Below are 23,472 nucleotides of genomic sequence, written 5' to 3'. Positions count from 1 at the left end.
GGGATGGTTTTCCATGGACGCGCTCTACACCGCCGTCGCCACCGCCACCCACGGCCGCGAGGGCCGTGCCGTCTCCTCCGACGGCAAGATCGACCTCCCGCTGGCCTTCCCGGTGGAGATGGGCGGCAACGGTCAGGGCACCAACCCGGAGCAGCTCTTCGCCGCCGGTTACGCGGCCTGCTTCGGCAGCGCCCTCGGCGCCGTCGGCCGGCAGGCGAAGGTCGACGTCAGCGACGCGGCCGTCACCGCCGAGGTCGGCATCGGCAAGGTGGGCGAGGGCTTCGCCCTGAAGGTCACCCTGCGCGTCGAGCTCCCCGACACCGTGGACGAGGCCACCGGCCACAAGCTGGTCGAGGCCGCCCACCAGGTCTGCCCGTACTCCAACGCCACCCGCGGCAACATCGAGGTCACCCTCGTCGTCGAGTAGGTCCGGTAGACGGTCTCGCCGTCGAGCAGGTCCGCCGAGCGATCGAGCGGTACGACCTCACCCGACCCGCGCCAGCACCTCCCCGGTCCGCGGACTCCACGCCACCACCACGGCCTCCGCGGGCACGGGGTGCCAGCGCGTCAGCAGCAGCCAGCGCACGTGATAGCGGCGGACGACGGCGGCGCGCTCGGCGCGGGTCGAGGCCGGGGCGAGACAGCCCCGGACGTCGGCCACCCGGCGCAGCCGCTCCCGCTCGTCCAGGGCCGGGTCCGGCCAGACGGGCGCGGCGAGGTTCGCTCCGTACCCCGCGATCGCGCGGACGGCGTAATAGCCGTCGGTGATCACCACCTCGCCGGGCCCGATGTGCCGCGCGGCCCAGGCGTACGACGGCCAGCGCGGCGGCTGTGCGAAGCCGACCGGGTCCAGTGACCGCGGCACCACGGCCCCCGCCTGCACGGTCACGAAGCCGACGCAGGCGGCCACCGCCGCGATCTCACCCAGCATCCGCCGCCGCACCGACCACGGCCGGGGCGCCGCCAGCTCCACGGCGAGCGCGAACTGGAGCGGCACCAGCGTCAGCCCGAGGATCCTGCCGTACGTGTAGTGCCCGCTGAGCCGGCCGTACGCCACCACCAGGCACTCCAGAACGAACATCAGCACCAGCGGATCCCGCGCCCACGACCACCAGCCGACCCCCGTTTTCCGCGCTCGCCGCGCCCGCAGCCACAGCGCCGGCAACCCCAGCAACGCCAGCCAGAAATGGCCGGCCAGGCCTCGGTACAGCCGCCGGTGCAGCGCGTCCACGCTGCCGTCCGCGGCCAACGCGAACACATCGAAGTACGGCCACACCGCCCCCACCAGCAGGGCCGTCCCGCCCGTGAGCGCCCAGCGGCCCGCCGCTGACAGCCCCCACCCCCGCTGCCACCCCGCCACGACCGCGATCCCGCCGAGCACCGCTGCCACCGCGGTGATCGGGTGGATCAGCAGGATCAGCCCGTACAGCGCACCGAGCCCCGCGTACCCGGCCGGGCCCGGCAGCCCGCTCGGGCCGACGTACCGCACCCGCCCCGCGTTCCGCGCCCGCGCGCCGGTCAGCGCCCAGGCCCAGAAGGCGAGGCCGATCGCGAACGTCGACGGATAGCCGAGGTTGCCGGTCATCGACATCAGCCCGAGATAGCCGCTCCACCAGGCCAGTTCGGTGCCCCACAACAGGGTCATCGAGGCGATCGCGAGGACCGGTGCCCACGGTCTCGGCGTCAGCACGCGCGTGAAGCGGCCGATGCCGGTCAGCAGGACGAGCAGGTTCAGCGGCCCGGCCAGCCGCAGCACCTCCCAGCCGCCCAGGCCGGTCAGCCGCGCGAACACGCCCTGTGCCACCGCGTACGGCGAGTAGTACGGGCTGCCGGCGCCCGGCAGGTCGGCCATCGGGTGGCGCGGGTGGAGCAGGCTCACCTTGAGGCGTTCGACGACCGCCGCGTGCTGACCGGCGTCGCAGCACAGCGGCACCCGCCAGTACGCCAGCGACATCACCAGCCAGAACAGGAAGCCGAAGGCTTGGTACGGCGTCGGGCGCCAGGTTCGGCCGCCACGCAGGGCCGTGGCGCCGCGCACGAGTCGCCGGGTGGCGAGAGCGGTGCTCACCGGTGAGCGGAGATTCGGGGCAGGTGATGAGAGGGTCGAGGCATTTGCCGTATGTTCCCGCCGGGGTCAACGACACCACCCGAGATCACCTCATCGAGTGAACCGCCGGTTCTCCGAGCCGCTGCCCCTGCCCCGGCACCCGCGCCGACGGCCGGGGCATCTCCTCGCCGAGCAGCAGGGTGCGGACGACCCGCTCGGCGGCGCGGCCGTCGTCGAACTCGCAGTAGCGCGCCCGGAACCCGGCCCGCAGCCGTGCCGACTCCTCGTCCTGCCAGGTCCCGGAGGTCAGCAGCCACGCCAACTCCCGGTAGGAGCGCGACACATGGCCCGGCGCCTGCGCCGTGATGTCGAAGTACGTGCCCCGGCTCGCCGTGTACGCGCCCAGGTCGTCGGCGTGGACCACGATCGGCCGGTCCAGGTTGGCGTAGTCGAACATCACCGCCGAGTAGTCCGTGACCAGCACGTCCGAGGCGAGCATCACGTCCTCGACGTGCGGCTCGTCCGTCGCGTCGATCAGCACGCCCCGCCGGTGCAGTTCGGCCAGGCCCAGGCCGCGCGCGGGGCCGGTGGCGAGGGTGGGGTGCAGGCGGACGACGAGGGTGTGTCCGGCGCCCAGGTCCTCGGCGAACCGGGCCAGGTCGACACGGTCGACATGGCCGCCCCTGCGGTAGTCGCGGCGGGTCGGGGCGTACAGCACGACGGTGTGCCGGGCGGGGATGCCGAGCCGCTCGCGCACCGCCTGCCCCTGCTCCGAAAGACCGCCCTGCATACGGGCGTTGACCAGGATGTCGTTGCGCGGGCTGCCGGTGCGCGCGGACGCGAAGTGGCACGGGTACGCCCGCTCCCACACCAGCTCGGAGTGCAGGTTGGCGACCAGGCTGTGGTCCCAGCGGTCGGCGCGGCGCAGCATCTGCGGCACGTCGAAGCCGTGGCGGGCGCCGGGGCGCTCCAGCAGGTCGGCGCCCATGTACTTGAGCGGGGTGCCCTGATGGGTGTGGATGTGGACGCTGCCGGGGCGCTTGGCGAGGGCGCCGGGCCAGTTGACGTTGTTGACGAAGTACATGGCCCGGGCGGCGACTTGGCGGTACTGCGGGGAATCGAGCAGGACGTGCTCGACGTCCGCCGGCAGCAGGGCCGCCGCCTCCGCGTCCCGGACCACCCACACACCGCGCAACTGCGGGGCGATCTCATGGGCCTTGCGGTGGATCGCGCCCGGGTCGCCGAGGACGCCCTGGTGCGAGGAGGCCGAGTAGAGGACGAGGTCCGGGTCGAGGGAGCGGCGCGCGGTCAGGGCGGAGCGGCCACGGGTGAGGCGTACGCCCGCCGCGCGGCGCAACTGAGCGGCCCGGCGGGTGATCTCGCGCCCTGCCCGGTCCGTCTGGCGCTTGGCACGGTAGGCGGCGAAACCGCCTTCCAGTACGCGGAGTTCGGGGGCCACGACGGCACCCTCGGGCCGGTGCTTGCGGAACAGTTCCGCTGTGCGCCGGAAGAACTCGGCCTTGTCGCGGGGCGGCAGCCGGTCCGGCTTGGCGAGGATGTCCAGACAGTGCTCGCCCATCTTGGCGTGCAGGTAGGGCCGCCAACTCGCCAGTTCCGGGCGGGTGGTGAGGAACGCGAAGACCCGCTCGTACTGGTCGTGGATGTCGAAGTGCCTGCGGCTGGTGGTGGACAGGATGTTGCCCTGGCGGCGCTGGCGGTAGTTCAGGCAGATCCGGTCGAGGGTGGCGATCCGGTCGGCGCTGAGCAGCACCGGGAAGGTCCAGGGCGTGTCCTCGTAGTAGCCGGGCGGGAACTCGAAGCCGTGCTTGAGCACGAACTCGCGGCGGTAGACCTTGTTCCACACGACCATCAACAGGTCGAGGATCTCCGGGCGTTCGGAGACCGTGAAGGTGGCGTCGGCGGCCTCCGCGAGCACGTGCGCCAGGACGTTGCGGCGCATGCCGCCCCACCAGTACGTGCGCGCGTAGTCGAAGACCAGGACGTCCGGGTCGGAGGTCTCGTCGAGACGGTCGGCCAGGGCGCGAAGGGCGCCCGGGGTGAGGGTGTCGTCGCTGTCCAGGAAGAACAGGAAGTCGCCGGTGGCGTACGGCATTCCGGCGTTGCGGGCGCGGCCCAGACCGACGTTCTCCGGCAGGTGCAGCACACGGACGCGCGGGTCGCGGGCCGCGTACTCGTCGAGGATCGCGCCGCAGCCGTCGGGGGAGCGGTCGTCGACGGCGATCACCTCGATGTCCCGGTAGGACTGCTCCAGAACGGAGTCGAGGCACTCGCGCAGAAAGCCCTGCACCTTGAAGACGGGGACGATGACGCTGAAGCGGGGCACTGCGGAGGTCACTTCCTTACGAGGGTGGCGGCGGGGGCCGGGACGCGTCGCGCGAGCGGGATCACGGACGGGATCGCCTCCGGCGGCCGGCCGAGGAACACCCGCCGTACGACCCGCTCGGCTGCGTAGCCGTCGTCGAACTGGCAGAAGCGGCCCCGGAATTCGGCCCGCGCGGCCGTCGACTCCGGGCCCGCCCAGGAGCCGTCGCGGAAGACGCGGGCCAGTTCCTCCGGTGTCCGGGTCACCGGGCCCGGCGGTGCCTTCAGCAGGTCGAAGTAGACGCCCCGCGTCTCCTGGTAGACCTCCCAGTCGTCGGCGTACACGACGATGGGCCGGTCCAGGTTGGCGTAGTCGAACATGATCGACGAGTAGTCGGTGACCAGCGCGTCGGCGGCCAGGCACACGTCCTCGGACGAGCGGTGCGCGGTGACGTCGATGATCCGGCCGCTGCTCCGGGCCCGGCCCCGGTCGTAGAAGTAGTGGGCGCGCAGCAGCACCACCACGTCCTCGCCGGCCGCGTCGCAGAAGGCCTCCAGGTCAAGGCCGGTCTCGAAGCCGGTGTGGTGGTCGCGGTGGGTCGGGGCGTACAGGACCGCCGTCTTGCCCTCGGGGACGCCCAACTCCCGCCGGATCCGCGCCACATCGTCGGCGGTCGCCGTGTAGAAGACGTCGTTCCGCGGATAGCCGTACTCCACCTGCTCGTAGGAGCCCGGGAAGGCGCGCTCCCACATCTGGGTGGAGTGGCTGTTGGAGGAGATGTTGTAGTCCCAACGGTCCACCCGGCCAAGGAGCTTGGCGAAGCTGCCGGTCGTGGCGGCCACCACCGGGTACGTCGACTGGTCCACGCCCATCTTCTTCAGCGGGGTGCCGTGCTGCGTCTGGACGTGCACACTCCCTGGGCGCTTGACCACGCCCTCCGCGAAGTTGGCGTTGTTCACCAGGTACTTGGCGCGCGCCAGCACCGACCAGTACCGGCGGCTGCCGATGACCGCGTACTCGATCCCCTCCGGCACCGAGTCCACCGCGTCCGGCTCGACCAGGAACACCGAGCGGATGTGTGGGGCGAGTTGGCCGGCCATGGCGTGGATCGCGGCCGGGCTGCACGCGTAACCGCGGCCCCAGTACGCGCAGTACACGGCGAGGTTCGCGTCCAACGGGCGGCGCAGATCGCGCGCGTACAGCAGCCGGGTGCGCAGACCGCGCGGGCGCGGCAGGCGCTCGGCTGCCCGAGTCACCGAGCGGTTGGCGACCCGCAGGGCGCGGAAGGCCGCGTACGACCCGTTCGCCAGCAGCCGGTGCTGAATGCCGAGGCTGCCGCCCGGGGCCCGGTGACCGGCGGGGCGGTGGCCGCGGTACAGCAGGCTCGCCCGGCGGAAGAAGGCGCGGCCCGAGTCGCCGAGGCGTGTCGGGTGCGCGGCCGTCTTCAGCACGGCGGCGAAGAGCTGCTCGAAGAGCGGGATCAACCGGTCGGCAGACAGGCCTTGTTGGGCGGCTCGTGTGAGCAACAGCTCTGTCTGGTCGAGGAGTTCGAGGTGGTGCTCGCCGGGCAGGCCGAGCCGGTTGCCCTGGCGGCGCACCAGATGCCGTACGACGACCGAGTGGAGCACGGCGACCCGCTGCGCCCTCATCGCGGTCAGTCCGCAGAAGCCGACATCGGTGAAGTGGCCGTCGGGGAAGGCGAGTCGGTGTTCGGTGAGGAAGGCCCGGCGGTAGGCCGCGCTCCAGGCCGGCAGCTGGACGCCGGTGAGCTGGGGCACCTCGTCGGGGGAGAAGGCGCCGGGCGGGGCCTTCGGCAGCAGCAGTGCGGCCGGGTTGGTCGGCTCGCCCTCCCACCAGGGGGCGCGCTCGTGCTCGAAGTGCAGGATGTCGACCTCGCCGGTCTCCGTCAGACGGGCGTCCAGCTCCGCGAGCGCGCCCGGGACGAGCACGTCGTCGCCGTCCAGGAACAGCAGATGGGTGCCGTTCGCCGCGCGGATCCCGGTGTTGCGCGCCCCGGCCAGACCGGCCGACGGCGGCGAGTGCACCGGGGCCACCCGGGAGTCCCGCTCGGCGTATCCGGCGACCACGTCCGCCGCGGGCGCGTCCGGGGCGTCGCAGACCGGGATCAGCTCGAAGTCGCCGAAGGACTGCGCGAGGACCGAGTCCAGCGCCAGGGACAGCCGTCCCGCCACCCCATGGGACGGGACGATGATGCTGAAGCGGGGCATTCTGCTCTCCCTGTAAGTGTGCTGCGGGTGCCGCGGAGCTCAACCGGCGCTCGTCGGCTCTCAGTCGGCGGCGCGGCGGCCCGGGCGCCCGGCCGGACGCCAGGTGTTCGGCCGGGTCGGCGTGGGCCGCGACGGGCTGGAAGGCATGCGAACTCCCCGGTGCGAGAACGGTGTTCAGAGGCGGTCGGTGACGGGCAGCGGACCGGCGGGATGCGGCACGGTGGCCTGCGGGACCGTCGCCTGCGGGGAGTGCGCGCGGGTCGCGGCCGTCGACGGCACCGGGTGGCGCGCTTCGAGCGGGATCACCGGCGGCTGGTCGCTCTCCCCGAACACGACGTGGCGTACGACCCGTTCGGCGGCGCGTCCGTCGTCGTACGGACAGAAGCGTTCGCGGAACGCGGCCCGCAGCTGGGTCGAGCGGGAGCCGCGCCAGTGGCCGGAGGCGAAGATGTCGATCAGCTCGTCCTCGCTGCGGGCGATCGCACCCGGCGGGAAGGCGCGCAGGTCGAAGTAGGTGCCGCGGGCCGCCTCGTAGGCCTCGCGGTCCTCGGTGTGGACCACGATCGGGCGGTCCAGGCCCGCGTAGTCGAACATCAGGGACGAGTAGTCGGTGACCAGGGCGTCCGAGGCGAGGCAGAGGGACTCGACGCTCGGGTGGTCGGTGACGTCGACGACCCGGCCGCTGTGCGGCGCGAGCGGGCCGCTGTGCGGCGCGAGCGGGCCGCCGTGCCGGAAGTGGGCGCGGGCCAGCACGACGAAGCGCGGGCCCAGGCGGCGCAGTACGTGCTCCAGGTCGAGGTCGGCGCGCTGGGTGCGGCGGTAGTCACGGTGGGTCGGCGCGTAGAGGATCGCGACCGTGTCGTCGGGGATGCCGAGGGAGGCGCGCAGCCGGGCGACGTCCGCCGAAGTGGCCTTCTGGAACACGTCGTTGCGGGGGCTGCCGTATTCGAGGGTGGTGTAGGTGCCCGGGAAGACGCGCTCCCAGGTGAGGGTGGAGTGGCGGTTGGCGGAGACGACGTGGTCCCACTGGTCGACGCTCGCCAGGAGCTGCTCGAAGTCCATGTCGTGGGCCGCTGCCGGGCGTTCCTGGAGGTCGAGGCCCATGTGCTTGAGCGGGGTGCCGTGCTGGGTCTGCACGAAGACCTGGCCGTGCCGCTTGCGCATCCGGCGGTCGAAGTCGGCGTTGTTCACGAGGTACTTGGAGCGGGCCAGCGCGGTCCAGTACGCGGCCGTGTCCGGGGTCAGCCGGCGGGTGCCCGTCGGGACGGCGTGGTGGTGCTCGGGGCGGGCGATCCACGCCGTGCGGATGTGCGGGGCGTGCGCGCGGAACGCCTCCTCCAGCGCGCCCGGGTGGCAGCCGTGGCCGCGCCCCTGATGGGCGGTGAACACGGCACGGTCGGCGCGCAGCGGGAGGCGGAGCTGGACGCCGTAGTGCAGCCGGAGGGTGAACGCCCGTACCGCGCGCAGGAGTTTGACCGTGCGCTTGGCCGTCCTGCGGTTCAGCGTGGACGCCGACTGGAGCGTGTTGTAGGTGCGGTGCAGGCTCCAGCGGACCAGTGCGTGGCGCAGCCGCGAGGAGAGGGGGACGGGGGAGCCGGGGACGCGGTAACGGCGGTAGTGGGCACGGGCCTTGCGCAGGAACTCGGCGCGGGCCGCGCGGGGCAGCCGCTCGCGGTGCGTGAAGACCTTCGCCAGGTGGTCGACCATGCGGCGGAACAACACCGGTCGCCAGGCGGCCAGTTCGGGCCGCTCGGCGACGTACGCGAAGACCCGGTCGTACTGCTCGAAGACGTCGAAGTGGCTGCGGCTGGTGGTGGACAGGATGCTGCCCTGGCGGCGTTGGCGGTAGTGCACGCAGACCCGGTCGAGGGTGGCGATCGACTCGGCGGTCAGCAGGGTGGGGTAGGTCCAGGGGGTGTCCTCGTAGTACCCGGGCGGGAAGGCGAAGCCGTGCTCCTGCACGAACTCCCGGCGGTACGCCTTGTTCCAGGCCACCATCAGCAGGTGCAGCAGGCCCGGGCGGTCCTCCAGGCGGAAGGGCGCCGGGCCCTGCTCGGTGAGCTGCCCCGACGCCTGGTTGCGGACGGTCTCGCCCGACCAGTACGTGCGCGCGTAGTCGTAGACCAGGACGTCCGGCTCGCCCGTCTCCTTCAGCCGGTCGGCGATCGCGCGCAGCGCGTGCGGGGTGAGGGTGTCGTCGCCGTCGAGGAAGACCAGGTAGTCGCCGGTCGCGAGGGCGAGACCGGCGTTGCGGGCCGGGCCCAGACCGGCGTTCTCCGGCAGGTGCACGGCGTGCACGCGCGGGTCGCGGGCCGCGAACTCGTCGATGATCGCCCCGCATCCGTCCGGCGAGCAGTCGTCGACCGCGATCAGTTCGAGGTCGGGATGCGACTGCGACAGCACCGATTCCAGGCATGCGTGCAGGTAGGCCTGAACGTTGTGCGCGGGGACGATGACACTGAACCTGGGCAAGACACATCCAGTCGGTCGGCGCGAGCGATAAGCCCTGTCGGGCCTTGCCCGGGAACGGCCGATGGAGTGACTTGGTTACGGTTTCGTACGGCAGAAGGGGGACTCCGGGTGAACGGAATCCCCCTTTCATGTTGTTTTCCGGCTACTTGACCGCGCCCGCCATCACGCCGGACACGAACTGCCGCTGGAACGCGAAGAACACGGCCAGCGGGATCACCATCGAGATGAACGCGCCGGGCGCGAGGATCTCGATGTTGCTGCCGAACTGCCGTACCTGCTGCTGCAGTGCGACCGTCAGCGGCTGCGACTCCGAGTTGGAGAAGACCAGCGCCACCAGCATGTCGTTCCACACCCACAGGAACTGGAAGATGCCCAGGGACGCGATCGCGGGCGCGCCCAGCGGCAGGATCACCGTGAAGAACAGCCGGGTCTCGCCCGCGCCGTCCAGCCGTGCCGCCTCCAGCAGTTCACGCGGGATCTCCGCGAAGAAGTTGCGCAGCAGGAAGATGGCGAACGGCAGCCCGAAGCCGACGTGGAAGAGCACCACACCGATGATGTCGCCGAAGATCCCGATCTTGCCGAAGAGATCGGAGAGCGGGATCAGCGCCACCTGGACGGGCACGACGAGCAGCGCGACCACGAGCAGGAACCACCAGTCGCGGCCCTTGAAGTCCAGCCAGGCGAAGGCGTATCCGGCCATCGCGCCGAACAGCACCACAAGGAGCGTGGCCGGCACCGTGATCCAGATCGTGTTGAACAGGGCGTGCGTGATCGCGTCCTTCTCCAGGAGCGTCTGATAGCTCTTGGCGGTCAGCTGGCTCGGCGCGGTGAACACCTTCCACCAGCCCGAGGACGCGATGTCGGTCGGGTCGCGGAACGAGGAGACCAGCAGCCCGAAGGTCGGCACCAGCCAGAACAGCGCGACCAGGATCAGGAAGACCCGCATCGCCCCGCCCGCCGCCCCGCTCGCCACCCGGGAGGCGAAGGAACGCTTGCCACGCACGATCGTGTCGAGGGCGGTCACCGCTCACGCTCCTTCCGCAGCCGCCGGAGGTTGACGAACATCACCGGCAGTACGAGCAGCAGCAGGATGACGCCGATCGCGCTGCCCACGCCGTAGTTGCCGCCCCCGCCGAACGAGGACAGGAACAGTTGCAGGGCAAGGACGTTGGCGTCGTCCTGGCTGGGCTGCGGCGCGATGATGTACACCAGGTCGAAGATCTTCATCACGTTGATCATCAGCGTGACGAGGACGACGACCAGGACCGGCGCGAGCAGCGGCACCGTGACTCTGCGGAACACCTGCCACTCGTTGGCGCCGTCCACCCGGGCCGCCTCCAGCAGATTGCGGTCGACGCCGGCCAGGCCCGCCGCGATCAGCACCATCGCGAAGCCCGCCCACATCCACACATAGCTGCCGATGATCGCCGGGGTGACCAGCGTCGGACCGAGCCAGTCGATGCCGTCGTACGGTGCCGCGAAGTTCGAGCCCGGCAACCGCAGTTGGGCCCCGTCGGCGGAGGCCGGCAGCGTGAAGACGCCGTCCGCGCCGCTCTTGGCGGAGGCGACCACCTTGCCGTCCTTCACGGCCTCCACCTTGACGCCCTTCAGCGCCTTCTCACCCGGGTCGACCTGCCCCTTCGTCCCGCCGCCGCCCAGCTTGAAGTCCAGCCAGACGGTGCCGGTGACACCGGAACCGCTCGCCGCCTTCGCGTCCTCGGGGGTGCCGGGCAGCTTGTTCGGGGCGATGCCCACCAGCGGCAGCAGCGCCGGGGTGCCGGCCTGCACGGTGTCCGTCGAGGTGAACGAGCCGCCGCCGGACGCCTTGAGATCGCTCACCGTCGCGTTCGGCCGCGCCTTCGGATAGACCGACGAGGACACGAAGGTGTCGTGCACCGCCTTGGCGACCGCGTTGGCGGCGCCCTGGCTCGGATCCTGCTCGTAGACCAGCCGGAAGATGATGCCGGCCGCGAGCATCGAGATCGCCATCGGCATGAAGACGATCAGCTTGAACGCCGTTCCCCAGCGCACCCGTTCGGTCATCACCGCGAAGATCAGACCGAGCGCGGTGACCACCGCGGGCGCCACCGCCACCCAGATCGCCGTGTTGCGTACGGCGGTCAGCGTGGAGGAGTTGGAGAAGATGTCGCCGTAGTTGTCCAGACCGACGAAGCCCGAGCCGTCGGCGTCGTAGAGGCTGCGCCAGATCGAGTACCCGATCGGGTAGACCACGAGCGCGCCGAGGAGGATCAGGGCGGGCAGCAGGAACAGCACCGCCACCCAGAGCCGGGTCCCCGTCACACTCTTGCGCGGTTTCGCGGAGGGCGTCGGCAGTGCGCCGGCGCCCTCCGAACTCGCCACGGTCGTCATGGCCGCGCGTCAGCCGGTCGCATAGGCCTTGGCCGCGTCGGACTCCAGTTTCTTCTGGGTTCCGGCCACGTCCGACGGATTGCGCAGGAAGTCCTGCAGGTCCTTCCACTCGCCCACACCCTGCGTGCCGCCGAACGCGGCCGGTGCCTGGTCGGACATGTCGAAGCGGAAGTTGTCACCGGCGGCGATCAGCGCGTCGGCGATCTGCTTGGTGACGGCGTCCTTGTACTTGTCCCGGTCCATCGCCTTGTTCGGCGAGATGACACCGCCCTGCGCCGTCCAGATCTCGGCCGCGTCCGTGGAGGCCAGGAACGTCAGCAGCGCCTGTGCGCCCGCGCCGTCCTTCAGCGCCACGGCCACGTCACCACCGCTGACCACGGGCGACTCGCTGCCGACCGCGGGGAACGGGAAGACCTTCGCGTCCGTGCCCAGCTTCGCCTTGGTGTCGGCGTTGATGTTCGCGGTGACGAAGTCGCCCTCGTAGACCATCGCGGCCGGGGTGTCACCGGAGAAGGTCTGGGTGACCGACTTCGGGAACTCGGTGTTCAGCGCGCCCTTGCGGCCGCCCGCGATCAGATCGTCCTTGCCCCACAGCTGCGCGAGCGTGGTGAGGGCGTCCTTGACCGACGGATCCGTCCACTTGATCTCGTGCGCGGCCAACTGGTCGTACTTCTCCGGGCCGGCCTGCGAGAGATAGACGTTCTCGAACCAGTCGGTCAGCGTCCAGCCGTCCGCGCCGCCGATCGACACGGCCGGGGAGCCGGCGTCCGAGAGGGTCTGCGCGGTGGAGAGGAAGTCCTTCCAGGTCTTCGGGGTGTCGGTGATGCCGGCCGCCTCGAAGGCCGCGGTGTTGTACCAGACCAGCGACTTGTTGGCGGCCTTCGCGTAGACGCCGTACTGCTTGCCCTTCCAGGCCCCCAGATCCACCCAGCCCTTGGAGAAGTTCTTCTCCAACTGGGCCTGGGCGTCCGCCCCGAGGGGCTTGAGCCAGCCCTTGTCCGCGAACTGGTGCAACACGCCCACCTGGGGCAGGAACGCGACGTCCGGTGGCTGACCGCCCTCGATCTTCGTACCGAGGAACGTGGAGGTGTTGTTGCCGGTCGGCACGAAGTCGACCTTGGCACCGGTGCGCTTCTTGAACTCGTCCAGGACCTTGAGGAAGTTGTCCTGTTCGGGTCCGGTCCAGACGGCGGCGACCTCCAGGGTCTGGCCGTTCAGCTTCGGCAGCTTCAGACCGCTGCTGCTCTCCGAACTCCCGCCACTCGCACCGGAGTCGTCCTTGTTGTCATCGCTGCCGCCGCATCCCGTGAGCGCGAGTGCGAGTGCTGCCGCGAGGAGGGCGGCGGCGGGTTTGGCGGCCCTGCGTGTCCGGATCCTGCTGCACGTGCTGCGCATGACTGCCCCGTTCTTCGAGCTTCGTCGAACGTTCAGCGCTGTTCCGTGCGATCCGGTCTACGCCGGGTGTGCGAGGGCGGCAAGACTGCGATCCGTGTCAAGTGGGCGATCGTGACCACGTTGTGATTGGGCCGCATGCCCGCGACGAACCGAGAGCCGCAGCCCCGGGGTCACAGCAGCGACGGGACCTCCGTCGCCGACACCTCCCGCGTCGCCCGCTCCAGCGCGCTCGCCAGCAGCGCCAAGTCCGTCGGGCCGTTGCCCAGTTCGCGGACGTGGCGGCGGGTCGGGGGGTCGCCCATGCGCTGCCAGTCGACGGGGACGACCGTGGGGCGCAGGGTGGCCGTGCGGGGGATACGGCCGGTGACCCGGCCGCCCTGGAAGGGCGTTGCCCTGCCGTCGGGCCAGGTCAGGCGGCCGCGGCCGGGGGACGGTTCGTCCGGGCCCGGGGTCGGGGCGTCCAGGGTGACGCGGAGGGCGGCCCGTCGGGCCGGCTCCGTCTCCGCCGTACGGCCGCCCGGGCTGGTCGCCGCCACCAGGTGGACGCCGAGCCGCTCGCCCTCCCGGGCCACCGCCTCCAGCGCCCGCATCACGGAACCCGCGGCCGGCCGGCCCGGTGAGCCGAGCGCGGGGGAGACCAGTGCGTCCAGGTCGTCCACGACCACCACCAGCCGGGGCAACGGCGGTGCCGACTCCGTCTGCCGCCGCGCCGCCGCCGGGCGCAGCCGCAGCGTCGAACTGGGCGGGGTGTCCAGGTCGCCGGCCCCGGAGGAGACGGAGGCGCCGGATGAGCCGGCCGCGCCCTGTGCCGTCGCCGACCCGCGCGCCGACGCCCGCTGCGACACCAGCCGGCCCGACATCTCCCGGCTCGCGTGCCACTCGGCGAAGTCGCCGCGGCCCAGCAACTCGGCCCGCCGCTTCAGCTCGGCACTCAGCGACTGCGCGAACTCCCGCATCCGCACAGGGTCGTTGGCGGTCAGATGGGTGGTCACATGCGGTACGTCCGTACAGACCCGCAGGCCCTCGCCGTGACCGCCCGCCGTGCCCACGCTGTCCCGGCCGTCGATCAGGACGATGCCCAGCCGGTCGGGGCGCTCGGCCGCGGCCAGCGAGGCGACGACCGCCCGCAGCAGCTCGGTACGTCCGCTGCCCGCCGGGCCCTCGATCAGCAGATGCGGCCCGTCCACCACCAGGTCCGCGCCGACCGGGCCGCGCGGGCCCGCCCCGAGCACGGCGGCGGCCCGGCCGCCGAGCGCCTGGGTGTCGTCCGCCGCGTCCGCCCAACGCGCCATCAGCGACGCCGGGGTGGCCCTGGCCAGCCCCAACTCGTCCAGCAACCGCGCCGCTTGAGGCAACGGCAACGACACGCGCGCGTGCCGGTCCCGCCCGGTGCCGTCCATCCGCAACGGCGCCAGCGCCCGCGCGAACCGCTCGGCCCAGGCGAGCGAGACGGCGTCCACGGCGGCGACGCTGCCCGGGCCCACGGGACCCGGGGTCTTGGAGTCAGGGGTACTGGAGCCGGATCGGAGCTGGTCGGGGGAGGGGGACGAGGGTGCAGGTGAGAGTGAGGTGCTCGGCGTGAGGGGGGAGGGCGTCCTGGCACCCGTACCCGCCATCGCCTCCGGCGTCGACGCCCCGCCCCGCGCCACCCGCATCAACCGCAGCGCCGTCGCCACATCACCGCTCAGCAGCGCGACCGCCCCGCACTCCCGGAACGCCGGCGCCACCGCGCACGCGGCCTCGTACGTGTCCGTCACCGGAGACGCGGGCGACGCGGGTGCCGTCTCGGCGAGACACAGCACATGGATGCCGACGCGCGGCCCCTCCACGGCCAGCCGCGCCACCGCCTCGCGCACGGCGGCGCCCCCGGTGTCCCCGTCCACGATCACCAGCGTGTACGGCCCCGCGAAGCCGTCGGTCCCGTCGCCGTCGTCGTCCTTCGCCCAGGAAGGGCGCCGGGGTGTGCTCCGGACCTCGCCCCGCCGGGCCGCGGGGATGGTGTGCGCGGTCGCCGGGGCTTCGTCCAGGCGGCGCAGCAGTTCGTCGGTGCGGGCCGTGGCCTGTTCGCGGTCGTAGGCGAGCAGGAGGCCGCAGTCCTGGCCGTGGCCGGGGCGTACGTGCGGGAGCCAGCCGAGCCAGGACCACTCGGCGCTGCGGTCCTCCGCGGGGCGGGCGCGGTCCGCGCTGATCAGGACGATCTCCAGCGCCTCGGGGGAGTGCAGCGCGGCGAGTTGGGCCACGACCGCGCGGGCCAGCCCGGACAGCCGGGTGCGGGGGCCCGCCAGGCCGAGGGCCCCGGCCTCCCGCAGATCCGCCGTCACCGGCACGGCGGGCAACAGACCGGAACCGTCGGGCGCCGTGCGGTCCGCCGTGCCGAGGCGCACGGTGAGCGCCTCGCGGTGTCCCGGCTCGCGCTCCCACAGGCGTGGTCCCGGGCCGAGCGCCGTCAGCAGCAGGGCCGCGAGGTCCGGCCAGGTCTCCGGAGCCTGGGCACGGCCGGCGGTCGACGCGGAGCCCGCGGTCAGGTCGGCGCCGGCCTCCGTGTCGTCGGTCTCGTCCGTGTCGTACACGTCCTGGCCGGCCGCGGAGTGCTCCCCGCGCCCGCCGGTCAGCCGCCGCGCCCAACCGGCGATGCCGCCGCGCTTGCGGGCGCCGACGCCCTCGATGCCGTCACGCGTGCGCGTGCCGGACGGGTCGTCGTGCGCCGCCACGTCGTGAGTGGTCGTAGAAGAGGTATTCGTGGCAGAAGACGTGCCCGTAAAAGAGGGTGTGCTTTCCGCCGAAGCGGCTCCCGCCCCGACCGTCCCCGTCCCGTCACCGTCCGAGTTCCCGCTCGCCGTCCACGCCCCGACGCCGAACACGCCGGCGTGCGTGTCACCGCTGCCGCCCGACGAGCCCGCCGTCCCCCTGCTCTCGATCCTGGGCGCCCCGCCCTGTCCGGGGACGAGCGGGTCGGCCGGGCCGTGGCTCTGGGCGGGCAGTCCCCGTGAGGGGGTGGAGGTCTCGCCGCCGTCGGCCACGCGTGCGTGGAGGGGGTCGGGGGAGCCGATCTCCTCCGGACGCTCGCCGTCGCAGGACACGCGTACGTGCCCCTCGCCGTCCGGGGCCGTCGGGACGCGTGCGCCCGGGCCGCCGGCCGGGGTGAGGCGCAGGGCGGACTCGCCGACGCGCAGCAGGGCGCCGGGGGCGAGCCGCACGGGGCGGGTGCTCACGCGGGTGCCGTCGAGGAGCGTGCCGTTCGTCGAACCGAGGTCGGCGACCGAGACGCGGCCGTCCGTGCCGACCGTGACCGCGCAGTGCAAGCGGGAGACGTCCGGGTCGTCGAGCGGGACGTCGGCGTCGGCGGAGCGGCCGATGCGGATCTCGCCGCCGTGCAGGAGGTGGACGCCGCCCGCGTCCGGGCCCGCTATGACGTGCAGTTGGGTCGGGGCGTCGTCCAGCTCGGGGTGCGGCTCGGGCTCGGCCGGGGCGCCCAGGGACAGCACCGCGCCGTCGATCAGCGGGGGCTCGCCGAGGGTGCAGCGCTTGTCGTCGAGGCGCTCCGCACCCACGTACAGCACCACCGGGCCGCCGCCCTCGCGGGCACGCTCGGAAGGAGGCGCGCCACCGTCACCGGAGACCGCCGACGACAGCGCCGACGCCACCTCGGCAAGGGCCGTGCCGGCGGGCGCGGTGACCAGCACGTCGCAGCTCGCGGTGCGGCCCCGGACCCGATCGGGCGGGCCCAGCGGGTCTACGACGGTCAGCCGGATCTGCATCGCCGTCAGCGGTCCCTTCTGCGCGGGTCTGCGCGGGCGCGGACTTTTCCCCCCACCCCACACGAGCACGTCGGCCAGTACTCCACGCATCCTCGCACCTGCCACTGACAACGCGCCCACGGTCCAGCCAGAAGTGATCTTGATTGGTCGGCTCTGCCCTCAAAAGTGCCTGATCGGTACGTCACTGAGGACCGCTTGAGATCGGTCACGCACGGATCGGGCAACCGGAGGGACCGAGTCGAGCGTCTTTCCTTCGAACATGTACGACAAGCGGTACGTAAGACGCACAGAAAGTTGAGAAGTCGGTGCCGAGGGTGTCGGCACTACAGTGGGTCGGAACGTAGGCAATCAACAGGGAGCGCATGACGTGCGGCCGGTAGGCAGCAAGTACATCCTCGAGGAGCCGCTCGGACGCGGCGCCACGGGGACCGTCTGGCGAGCCCGCCAGCGAGAGACCGCGGGCGCCGAGGCGGCCGTGGCCGGTCAGCCCGGCGAGACCGTCGCGATCAAGGTCCTCAAGGAGGAGCTCGCGAGCGACGCGGACATCGTGATGCGGTTCCTGCGGGAGCGCTCCGTCCTGCTGCGCCTGACCCACCCGAACATCGTCCGGGTGCGCGACCTGGTCGTCGAGGGCGATCTGCTGGCCCTGGTCATGGACCTCGTCGACGGCCCCGACCTGCACCGCTATCTGCGCGAGAACGGCCCGTTCTCGCCGGTCGGCGCCTCCCTGCTGACCGCCCAGATCGCCGACGCGCTCGCCGCCAGCCACGCCGACGGAGTGGTCCACCGCGACCTGAAGCCGGCCAACGTCCTGCTCGCCCACCAGGGCGGCCAGATGCACCCGATGCTCACCGACTTCGGCATCGCCCGCCTGGCCGACTCCCCGGGCCTCACCCGCACCCACGAGTTCGTCGGCACGCCCGCGTACATCGCGCCGGAGTCCGCCGAGGGCCGCCCGCAGACCTCCGCGGTCGACATCTACGGCGCCGGCATCCTGATCTACGAACTGGTCACCGGCCGCCCGCCGTTCTCCGGCGGCTCCGCCCTGGAGGTGCTGCACCAGCACCTGAGCGCCGAGCCGCGCCGCCCCTCCACGGTCCCCGACCCGCTGTGGACGGTCATCGAGCGCTGCCTGCGCAAGAACCCGGACGAACGCCCCAGCGCCGAGAACCTCGCACGCGCCCTCCGCGTCGTCGCCGAGGGCGTCGGCGTGCACGCGAACGCGGCGCAGATCGCCGCCGCCGACTCCGTGGGCGCGCTGCTGGTCCCCGACGCCATGCCCGCCGCGGTCCCCGGCTCGGCCGACCCGACCCAGGTCCTCCAGCACGGTCAGGGCATGTACGACCCGAACGCGGCGACCAGCTACCTGCCGCACACCGGCGCACCCGGCCCGGCCGGCGCCGCCGACCCCACCGCCGTACTGCCGAACACCGGCGCGGCCGACCCGACCGCGGTCCTGCCGCCGGTGCCACCGGGGCAGCCCGGCCAGCAGGGGCAGCAGCCCGAGCAGCCGCACCCCTGGCAGAACCAGCTGCGCGCGGCCCGCGACCGCAACGAACAGACCCAGGTCCAGTACCTCGACCCGAACGAGGACCCGCTGCGCCGCCGCCCCCAGCGGCAGGTCACCCGGGACCAGCAGCCGCCGCAGCGGCAGCGCCCCCAGCAGCAGCGCCAGCCGCAGCAACCCGGTCCCGGCTACGGCTATCCGCAGCAGCAACAGCCCCAGCAGTACGGCCCGCCGCAGCACCAGCAGCCCCAGCGACAGCAGCAGCGCCCTCAGCAGCCGCAGCCCCAGCGCTACGCCCCGCCGCCGCAGCAGCCCCAGCGCGAGCCCCGGGAGCCGCGGCAGCGCAGCTCCAACCCGATGAAGATCCCCGGCCTCGGCTGCCTGAAGGGATGCCTGTTCACGATCGTCATCCTGTTCGTCGCGAGCTGGCTGATCTGGGAACTGAGCCCGCTGCAGGACTGGATCGGCACCGGCAAGGGCTACTGGGCGCAGCTGAGCGACTGGTTCAACACGGTGACGGGCTGGATCGGGGACCTCGGCGGGTCCTCGACCAACTAGGCGCGCGAACCAGCCGAATCAAGCGAGCGAATCAGTCGAACTGGACGAACCGACGGCAGGGTTGGTGACTTGTCGACATCTGGCGGGTGATTTCCGCCTCCGCAGTGAAGGTTGACCCCTCGGACGCGTAGTTTTAGCGACAACACGCGTCGGTAGGAGCAGTCTTGGCACGGAAGATCGGCAGCCGGTACACCGCGAACCAGATCCTGGGGCGGGGCAGCGCCGGCACGGTGTGGCTGGGCGAGGGACCCGAGGGACCCGTCGCCGTGAAGCTGCTGCGCGAGGATCTCGCGTCCGACCAGGAACTCGTCGGCCGCTTCGTGCAGGAGCGCACGGCCCTGCTCGGCCTCGACCACCCGAACGTCGTCTCCGTCCGCGACCTGGTCGTCGACGGCAACGACCTCGCGCTGGTCATGGACCTGGTCCGCGGCACCGACCTGCGCACCCGCCTGGACCGCGACCGGCGCCTGGCACCGGAGGCGGCGGTCGCGATCGTGGCCGACGTAGCCGACGGGCTCGCCGCCGCGCACGCGGCCGGAATCGTGCACCGGGACGTCAAGCCGGAGAACATCCTCCTGGACATGCAGGGCCCGCTCGGCCCCGGCGGCGCGCACCCCGCCCTCCTGACCGACTTCGGAGTGGCGAAACTCATCGACTCGCCGCGCCGCACCCGCGCCACGAAGATCATCGGCACGCCGGACTACCTGGCCCCCGAGATCGTCGAGGGCCTCCCGCCCCGCGCGGCCGTCGACATCTACGCCCTGGCCACGGTCCTCTACGAACTCCTCGCGGGCTTCACCCCCTTCGGCGGCGGCCACCCCGGCGCGGTGCTGCGCCGCCACGTCACGGAGACGGTCGCCCCCCTCCCCGGCATCCCCGACGAACTCTGGCAACTCCTCGTCCAGTGCCTCGCCAAGGCCCCCGCCTCCCGGCTGCGCGCCTCCGAACTGGCCGCTCGCCTGCGCGAGTTGCTACCGATGCTCGCCGGAATGCCCCCACTGGACGTCGACGAGCCCGACCTGGAGCCCGAGGACGAACCGGACCCGGCCGGCGCCGAGCACCCCGCCCCCTCGGGCGAGCCGGTCCGCCGCCGCGGCGCGGTCCCCCTGGTCCCCGGCGCCAAGCCCACCGACTCCAACCGCGACACCCATACGTCGATGCGCGTCCCCGCCCCCGACGAACTCGCCGGCGGCGCCCGCGGCACGGCCCGCGTCCCCCGCCCCGCAGGCGCCCGCCGCCCCGGCTCCGCCCGCCACAAGGCCATCGCCCGCCGCCGCCGGATCGCCCTGAGCGCGGGCACGGTGGTCCTGGTCGCGGCGGTGGGCGCGGGCACGTGGTGGGCGACGTCGGGGGACGACGCGGGGGCGACCCCCCAGGACACCAGGACATCGTCACCGGCGTCGCCGTAATCCAGCCCGTCCGGCATTTGAGGACGAGGCCGTCCAGGCCGAAGCGGGGGTCTGGGGGCGGCAGCCCCCAGGTCTACGGCACATAAGCGCCGGTCACCCACCAGAGGAACCTCACGACCGACCCTGCTTGCGCCAGCCGTTAGGCTGGGGACGTGGCAGTCGTCGATGTATCCGAAGAGCTCAAGTCCCTCTCCTCGACCATGGAGTCGATCGAGGCCGTCCTGGACCTCGACAAGCTGAGGGCAGATGTCGCCGTGCTGGAGGAGCAGGCGGCCGCGCCGTCCCTGTGGGACGACCCGGAGGAGGCCCAGAAGGTCACCAGCAAGCTGAGCCACCTCCAGGCCGAGATCCGCAAGGCCGAGGCACTGCGCGGCCGGATCGACGACCTCTCGGTGCTCTTCGAGATGGCCGACGAGGAGGACGACCCGGACACCCGCGCCGAGGCCGAGAGCGAGCTCACCTCCGTCAAGAAGGCGCTGGACGAGATGGAGGTCCGTACGCTCCTCTCCGGCGAGTACGACTCCCGCGAGGCCGTCGTCACCATCCGCGCCGAGGCCGGTGGCGTCGACGCCTCCGACTTCGCCGAGAAGCTCCAGCGCATGTACCTGCGCTGGGCCGAGCGGCACGGCTACAAGACGGAGCTCTACGAGACCTCGTACGCGGAAGAGGCCGGCATCAAGTCGACCACCTTCGCCGTGCACGTCCCCTACGCCTACGGCACGCTCTCCGTCGAGCAGGGCACCCACCGCCTGGTGCGCATCTCGCCCTTCGACAACCAGGGCCGCCGCCAGACCTCCTTCGCGGGCGTCGAGATCCTCCCCGTGGTCGAGCAGACCGACCACATCGAGATCGACGAGTCCGAGCTGCGTGTGGACGTGTACCGCTCCTCCGGCCCCGGCGGCCAGGGCGTCAACACGACCGACTCCGCGGTCCGCCTCACCCACCTCCCCACCGGCATCGTGGTCTCCTGCCAGAACGAGCGCTCGCAGATCCAGAACAAGGCCAGCGCGATGAACGTCCTCCAGGCCAAGCTCCTTGAGCGCCGCCGCCAGGAGGAGCAGGCCCGGATGGACGCCCTCAAGGGCGACGGCGGCAACTCGTGGGGCAACCAGATGCGGTCGTACGTGCTGCACCCGTACCAGATGGTCAAGGACCTGCGCACGGACTTCGAGGTCGGCAACCCGGAGGCCGTTTTCAACGGCGAGATCGACGGGTTCCTGGAGGCCGGAATTCGCTGGCGCAAGCAGCAGGAGAAGTAGTTTTGTCGACTAGGTAACGCCCGAGCAACTGCCGCCCCAAGGGCGGCAGTTGCTTTATGTCTGGGTTTTACATCACACTCACAGGCGCCAACCCATCGCATAGAGCCCGTAGTTGGACATTGCGCTCGCAACGGCCTTGACGTTGCTTTGAAAAATGGGAAGGGTGCAGGGTGGCATGCGTATCTCCGGGGCGCATGTGAACCGGGGGGCCTCAGTTGAGCCACTCCCGTAGATCACGGCCCCGGGCGCTGCCTCACCGACGATCAGCTACTGGGGGTAGCAAGCATATGACGAAGAAGACGCGGATCCGTGTCGCACGGATAGCCGCGGGCGCGGTGATCGCCGCCGGTGCCTCGCTGACCGCCGCCGGTGCCGCTTCCGCGCTGGACATCACCGCGAGCGTGGACGGCAACGGAGCCAATGTGACCGTTGACGCCGGCCTGGACGACGAGACCACGCCGCCGGCGACCGAGCTGCCCACGGACCCGCCGACCACTCCGGAAGAGCCCACGGACCCGCCGACCACCGAGGTGCCGACGGACCCGCCGACCACGGACGACCCGACCGAGCCCACCCAGGAGCCGACGGAGCCCACCGAGGACCCGACGGACGACCCGACCGCCACGCCCACCGAGAGCAGCGGCACCGGGAGCGGCGGCAACAACGCCGACCCCAACGGCGGCTCCGACGCCTCCGTGCAGGAGGAGGGCTCCTCCGCTCTCACCGACACGGGCTCGGACACCACGGCCCAGGGCGGCGGCGACGAGCTCGCCGAGACCGGTGCCGGCCAGACCGCGTTCCTGCTGATCGGCGCCGCGACGATGATCGCCGGCGGTATCGGCTTCCGCTTCCTGCCGCGCCTCGCGGGCGGCCGGGGCGGCGCTGCTGCCTGACGGTAGTCACGCGCTCACGCAGCGTGTGTGACGACGTACGACGAGGGGCCCGGAGCGAGTGTGTCGCTCCGGGCCCCTCGGGGTGTCTGAGGACCCGCGCTACGCGGTCTGGTGCGCCACCAGAGCCAGTGCCGCTATCAGCACCGCCAGCAGTGCGATCAGCGCCATGGGGTTCAGTCCCGCGAAGAAGTTCTCCTGCTGCAGCCGCTCGCGGTTGGCACGGCACACATGGCACCGGCCCTCACTCACGGGCGACGCGCAGTTCGCGCACACCAGCCGGTCGTACGTCATGCGCGCCCTCCTTGCCCAATGGTTCCAAGTGGAGAACGCTCGCCGGTCCGCGAACGTTCCCTCTTCCTACTCTGCCAGGTTCCTTCGAAGGGCGCGCGGGGGTCGCGTCACAGCCCCACACCCCGGCCGGCGGGCACATATGGGCACATCCGATACGCAACCCACTCCCGCGCCTGCGCTCGCACTCCCGACTCGCGTATGGTCACGCTCATCTACCCCCGGCGACCCGTGGTGCACCCGTGATCCGATTCGACAACGTCTCCAAGGTCTACCCCAAGCAGACCCGCCCCGCACTCAGGGATGTGTCCCTGGAAGTGGAGAAGGGCGAGTTCGTGTTTCTTGTGGGGTCCTCGGGCTCCGGAAAGTCCACCTTCCTGCGGCTGGTGCTCCGGGAGGAGCGGACCAGCCACGGCCAGGTGCACGTTCTGGGCAAGGACCTCGCGCGGCTGTCCAACTGGAAGGTGCCGCAGATGCGGCGCCAGCTGGGGACGGTGTTCCAGGACTTCCGGCTGCTGCCGAACAAGACGGTCGCCGAGAACGTGGCCTTCGCGCAGGAGGTCATCGGCAAGTCCAAGGGCGAGATCCGCAAGTCCGTGCCGCAGGTGCTCGACCTCGTCGGGCTCGGCGGCAAGGAAGACCGGATGCCCGGCGAGCTGTCCGGTGGTGAGCAGCAGCGCGTGGCCATCGCGCGCGCGTTCGTCAACCGGCCCAAGCTGCTGATCGCCGACGAGCCGACCGGAAACCTCGACCCGCAGACCTCGGTCGGCATCATGAAGCTGCTCGACCGGATCAACCGGACGGGCACGACCGTGCTCATGGCCACGCACGACCAGAACATCGTGGACCAGATGCGCAAGCGCGTCATCGAGCTGGAGCAGGGCCGCCTCGTCCGAGACCAGGCACGCGGCGTCTACGGCTACCAGCACTGACCGCGACCGTCCACGGAAAGGCCTGAAGAAGAC

General features: G+C 71.9%; 15 protein-coding genes. 6 read left to right on the top strand and 9 right to left on the bottom strand.

Going from position 1 to position 23,472, the window contains the following annotated elements:
• Positions 1-13: 13 nt before the first annotated feature.
• On the top strand, positions 14-427 hold the full coding sequence (locus ACWDR3_RS15685) for an organic hydroperoxide resistance protein (RefSeq protein WP_124000360.1): 414 nt from the start codon (positions 14-16) through the stop codon (positions 425-427).
• Positions 428-484: 57 nt separating this feature from the next.
• On the opposite strand, the gene ACWDR3_RS15680 is transcribed toward ACWDR3_RS15685, so the two are convergent.
• The 8 genes from ACWDR3_RS15680 to ACWDR3_RS15645 all read right to left on the bottom strand — a co-directional run bounded on the left by ACWDR3_RS15680 (position 485) and on the right by ACWDR3_RS15645 (position 16,593).
• Positions 485-2,068 carry a hypothetical protein gene (locus tag ACWDR3_RS15680; RefSeq protein WP_450353021.1) on the bottom strand — a complete coding sequence of 528 codons (1,584 nt, stop codon included), beginning with the start codon at positions 2,066-2,068 and terminating at the stop codon, positions 485-487.
• An 85-nt stretch (positions 2,069-2,153) separates the two neighbouring features.
• Positions 2,154-4,391 (bottom strand): bifunctional glycosyltransferase/CDP-glycerol:glycerophosphate glycerophosphotransferase, encoded by a 2,238-nt coding sequence (locus ACWDR3_RS15675; RefSeq protein WP_450353032.1) that lies wholly within the window; start codon positions 4,389-4,391, stop codon positions 2,154-2,156.
• Between the two features lie 8 nt (positions 4,392-4,399).
• Positions 4,400-6,598 (bottom strand): bifunctional glycosyltransferase/CDP-glycerol:glycerophosphate glycerophosphotransferase, encoded by a 2,199-nt coding sequence (locus ACWDR3_RS15670; protein ID WP_450353020.1) that lies wholly within the window; start codon positions 6,596-6,598, stop codon positions 4,400-4,402.
• Between the two features lie 174 nt (positions 6,599-6,772).
• Positions 6,773-9,070, bottom strand: a complete 2,298-nt coding sequence (locus tag ACWDR3_RS15665; protein WP_450353019.1) for a bifunctional glycosyltransferase/CDP-glycerol:glycerophosphate glycerophosphotransferase — start codon at positions 9,068-9,070, stop codon at positions 6,773-6,775.
• A gap of 142 nt (positions 9,071-9,212) precedes the next feature.
• Positions 9,213-10,094, bottom strand: a complete 882-nt coding sequence (locus tag ACWDR3_RS15660) for a carbohydrate ABC transporter permease (RefSeq protein ID WP_450353018.1) — start codon at positions 10,092-10,094, stop codon at positions 9,213-9,215.
• Positions 10,091-11,440: a carbohydrate ABC transporter permease gene (locus ACWDR3_RS15655; RefSeq protein WP_450353017.1), complete on the bottom strand. Its 1,350-nt coding sequence runs from the start codon at positions 11,438-11,440 to the stop codon at positions 10,091-10,093. Before ACWDR3_RS15655 ends, ACWDR3_RS15660 begins: the two co-directional genes overlap by 4 nt.
• Positions 11,441-11,449: 9 nt before the next feature.
• Positions 11,450-12,835 (bottom strand): ABC transporter substrate-binding protein, encoded by a 1,386-nt coding sequence (locus ACWDR3_RS15650; RefSeq protein ID WP_450353016.1) that lies wholly within the window; start codon positions 12,833-12,835, stop codon positions 11,450-11,452.
• A gap of 170 nt (positions 12,836-13,005) precedes the next feature.
• Complete coding sequence (locus tag ACWDR3_RS15645; protein WP_450353031.1) at positions 13,006-16,593, bottom strand: FHA domain-containing protein; 3,588 nt, start codon at positions 16,591-16,593, stop codon at positions 13,006-13,008.
• Between the two features lie 367 nt (positions 16,594-16,960).
• Between ACWDR3_RS15645 and ACWDR3_RS15640 the strand changes: the two genes are divergently transcribed.
• The 4 genes from ACWDR3_RS15640 (at position 16,961) to ACWDR3_RS15625 (ending at position 22,219) form a co-directional block, all read left to right on the top strand.
• Entirely contained in the window at positions 16,961-18,658 is a 1,698-nt protein-coding gene (locus ACWDR3_RS15640) for a serine/threonine-protein kinase (protein ID WP_450353015.1), read from the top strand.
• Between the two features lie 164 nt (positions 18,659-18,822).
• Positions 18,823-20,067 carry a serine/threonine-protein kinase gene (locus ACWDR3_RS15635; protein WP_450353014.1) on the top strand — a complete coding sequence of 415 codons (1,245 nt, stop codon included), beginning with the start codon at positions 18,823-18,825 and terminating at the stop codon, positions 20,065-20,067.
• A 152-nt stretch (positions 20,068-20,219) separates the two neighbouring features.
• On the top strand, positions 20,220-21,326 hold the full coding sequence (gene prfB, locus ACWDR3_RS15630) for a peptide chain release factor 2 (RefSeq protein WP_450353013.1): 1,107 nt from the start codon (positions 20,220-20,222) through the stop codon (positions 21,324-21,326).
• A gap of 287 nt (positions 21,327-21,613) precedes the next feature.
• Complete coding sequence (locus tag ACWDR3_RS15625; protein WP_450353012.1) at positions 21,614-22,219, top strand: hypothetical protein; 606 nt, start codon at positions 21,614-21,616, stop codon at positions 22,217-22,219.
• Positions 22,220-22,318: 99 nt separating this feature from the next.
• Here the strand turns inward: ACWDR3_RS15625 and ACWDR3_RS15620 are convergent, their stop codons facing one another.
• Entirely contained in the window at positions 22,319-22,510 is a 192-nt protein-coding gene (locus ACWDR3_RS15620; protein WP_280881989.1) for a hypothetical protein, read from the bottom strand.
• A 239-nt stretch (positions 22,511-22,749) separates the two neighbouring features.
• Between ACWDR3_RS15620 and ftsE the strand changes: the two genes are divergently transcribed.
• A complete protein-coding gene (gene ftsE, locus ACWDR3_RS15615; protein WP_020132390.1) occupies positions 22,750-23,439 on the top strand; it encodes a cell division ATP-binding protein FtsE in 690 nt (229 codons plus the stop codon).
• The last annotated feature ends 33 nt before the right edge of the window (positions 23,440-23,472 follow it).

Source organism: Streptomyces sp. NPDC001002 (assembly GCF_053599215.1).
Note: the sequence above shows the minus strand (reverse complement) of the source record. Positions and strands in the feature narration are given on the sequence as shown.

Coding starts and splice junctions, on each gene's coding strand:
- ACWDR3_RS15620 (WP_280881989.1), bottom strand. CDS start 22,510: ATGACGTACGACCGGCTGGTGTGCGCGAACTGCGCGTCGCCCGTGAGT.
- ACWDR3_RS15685 (WP_124000360.1), top strand. CDS start 14: ATGGACGCGCTCTACACCGCCGTCGCCACCGCCACCCACGGCCGCGAG.
- ACWDR3_RS15625 (WP_450353012.1), top strand. CDS start 21,614: ATGACGAAGAAGACGCGGATCCGTGTCGCACGGATAGCCGCGGGCGCG.
- ACWDR3_RS15645 (WP_450353031.1), bottom strand. CDS start 16,593: ATGCAGATCCGGCTGACCGTCGTAGACCCGCTGGGCCCGCCCGATCGG.
- ACWDR3_RS15650 (WP_450353016.1), bottom strand. CDS start 12,835: ATGCGCAGCACGTGCAGCAGGATCCGGACACGCAGGGCCGCCAAACCC.
- ACWDR3_RS15670 (WP_450353020.1), bottom strand. CDS start 6,598: ATGCCCCGCTTCAGCATCATCGTCCCGTCCCATGGGGTGGCGGGACGG.
- ACWDR3_RS15655 (WP_450353017.1), bottom strand. CDS start 11,440: ATGACGACCGTGGCGAGTTCGGAGGGCGCCGGCGCACTGCCGACGCCC.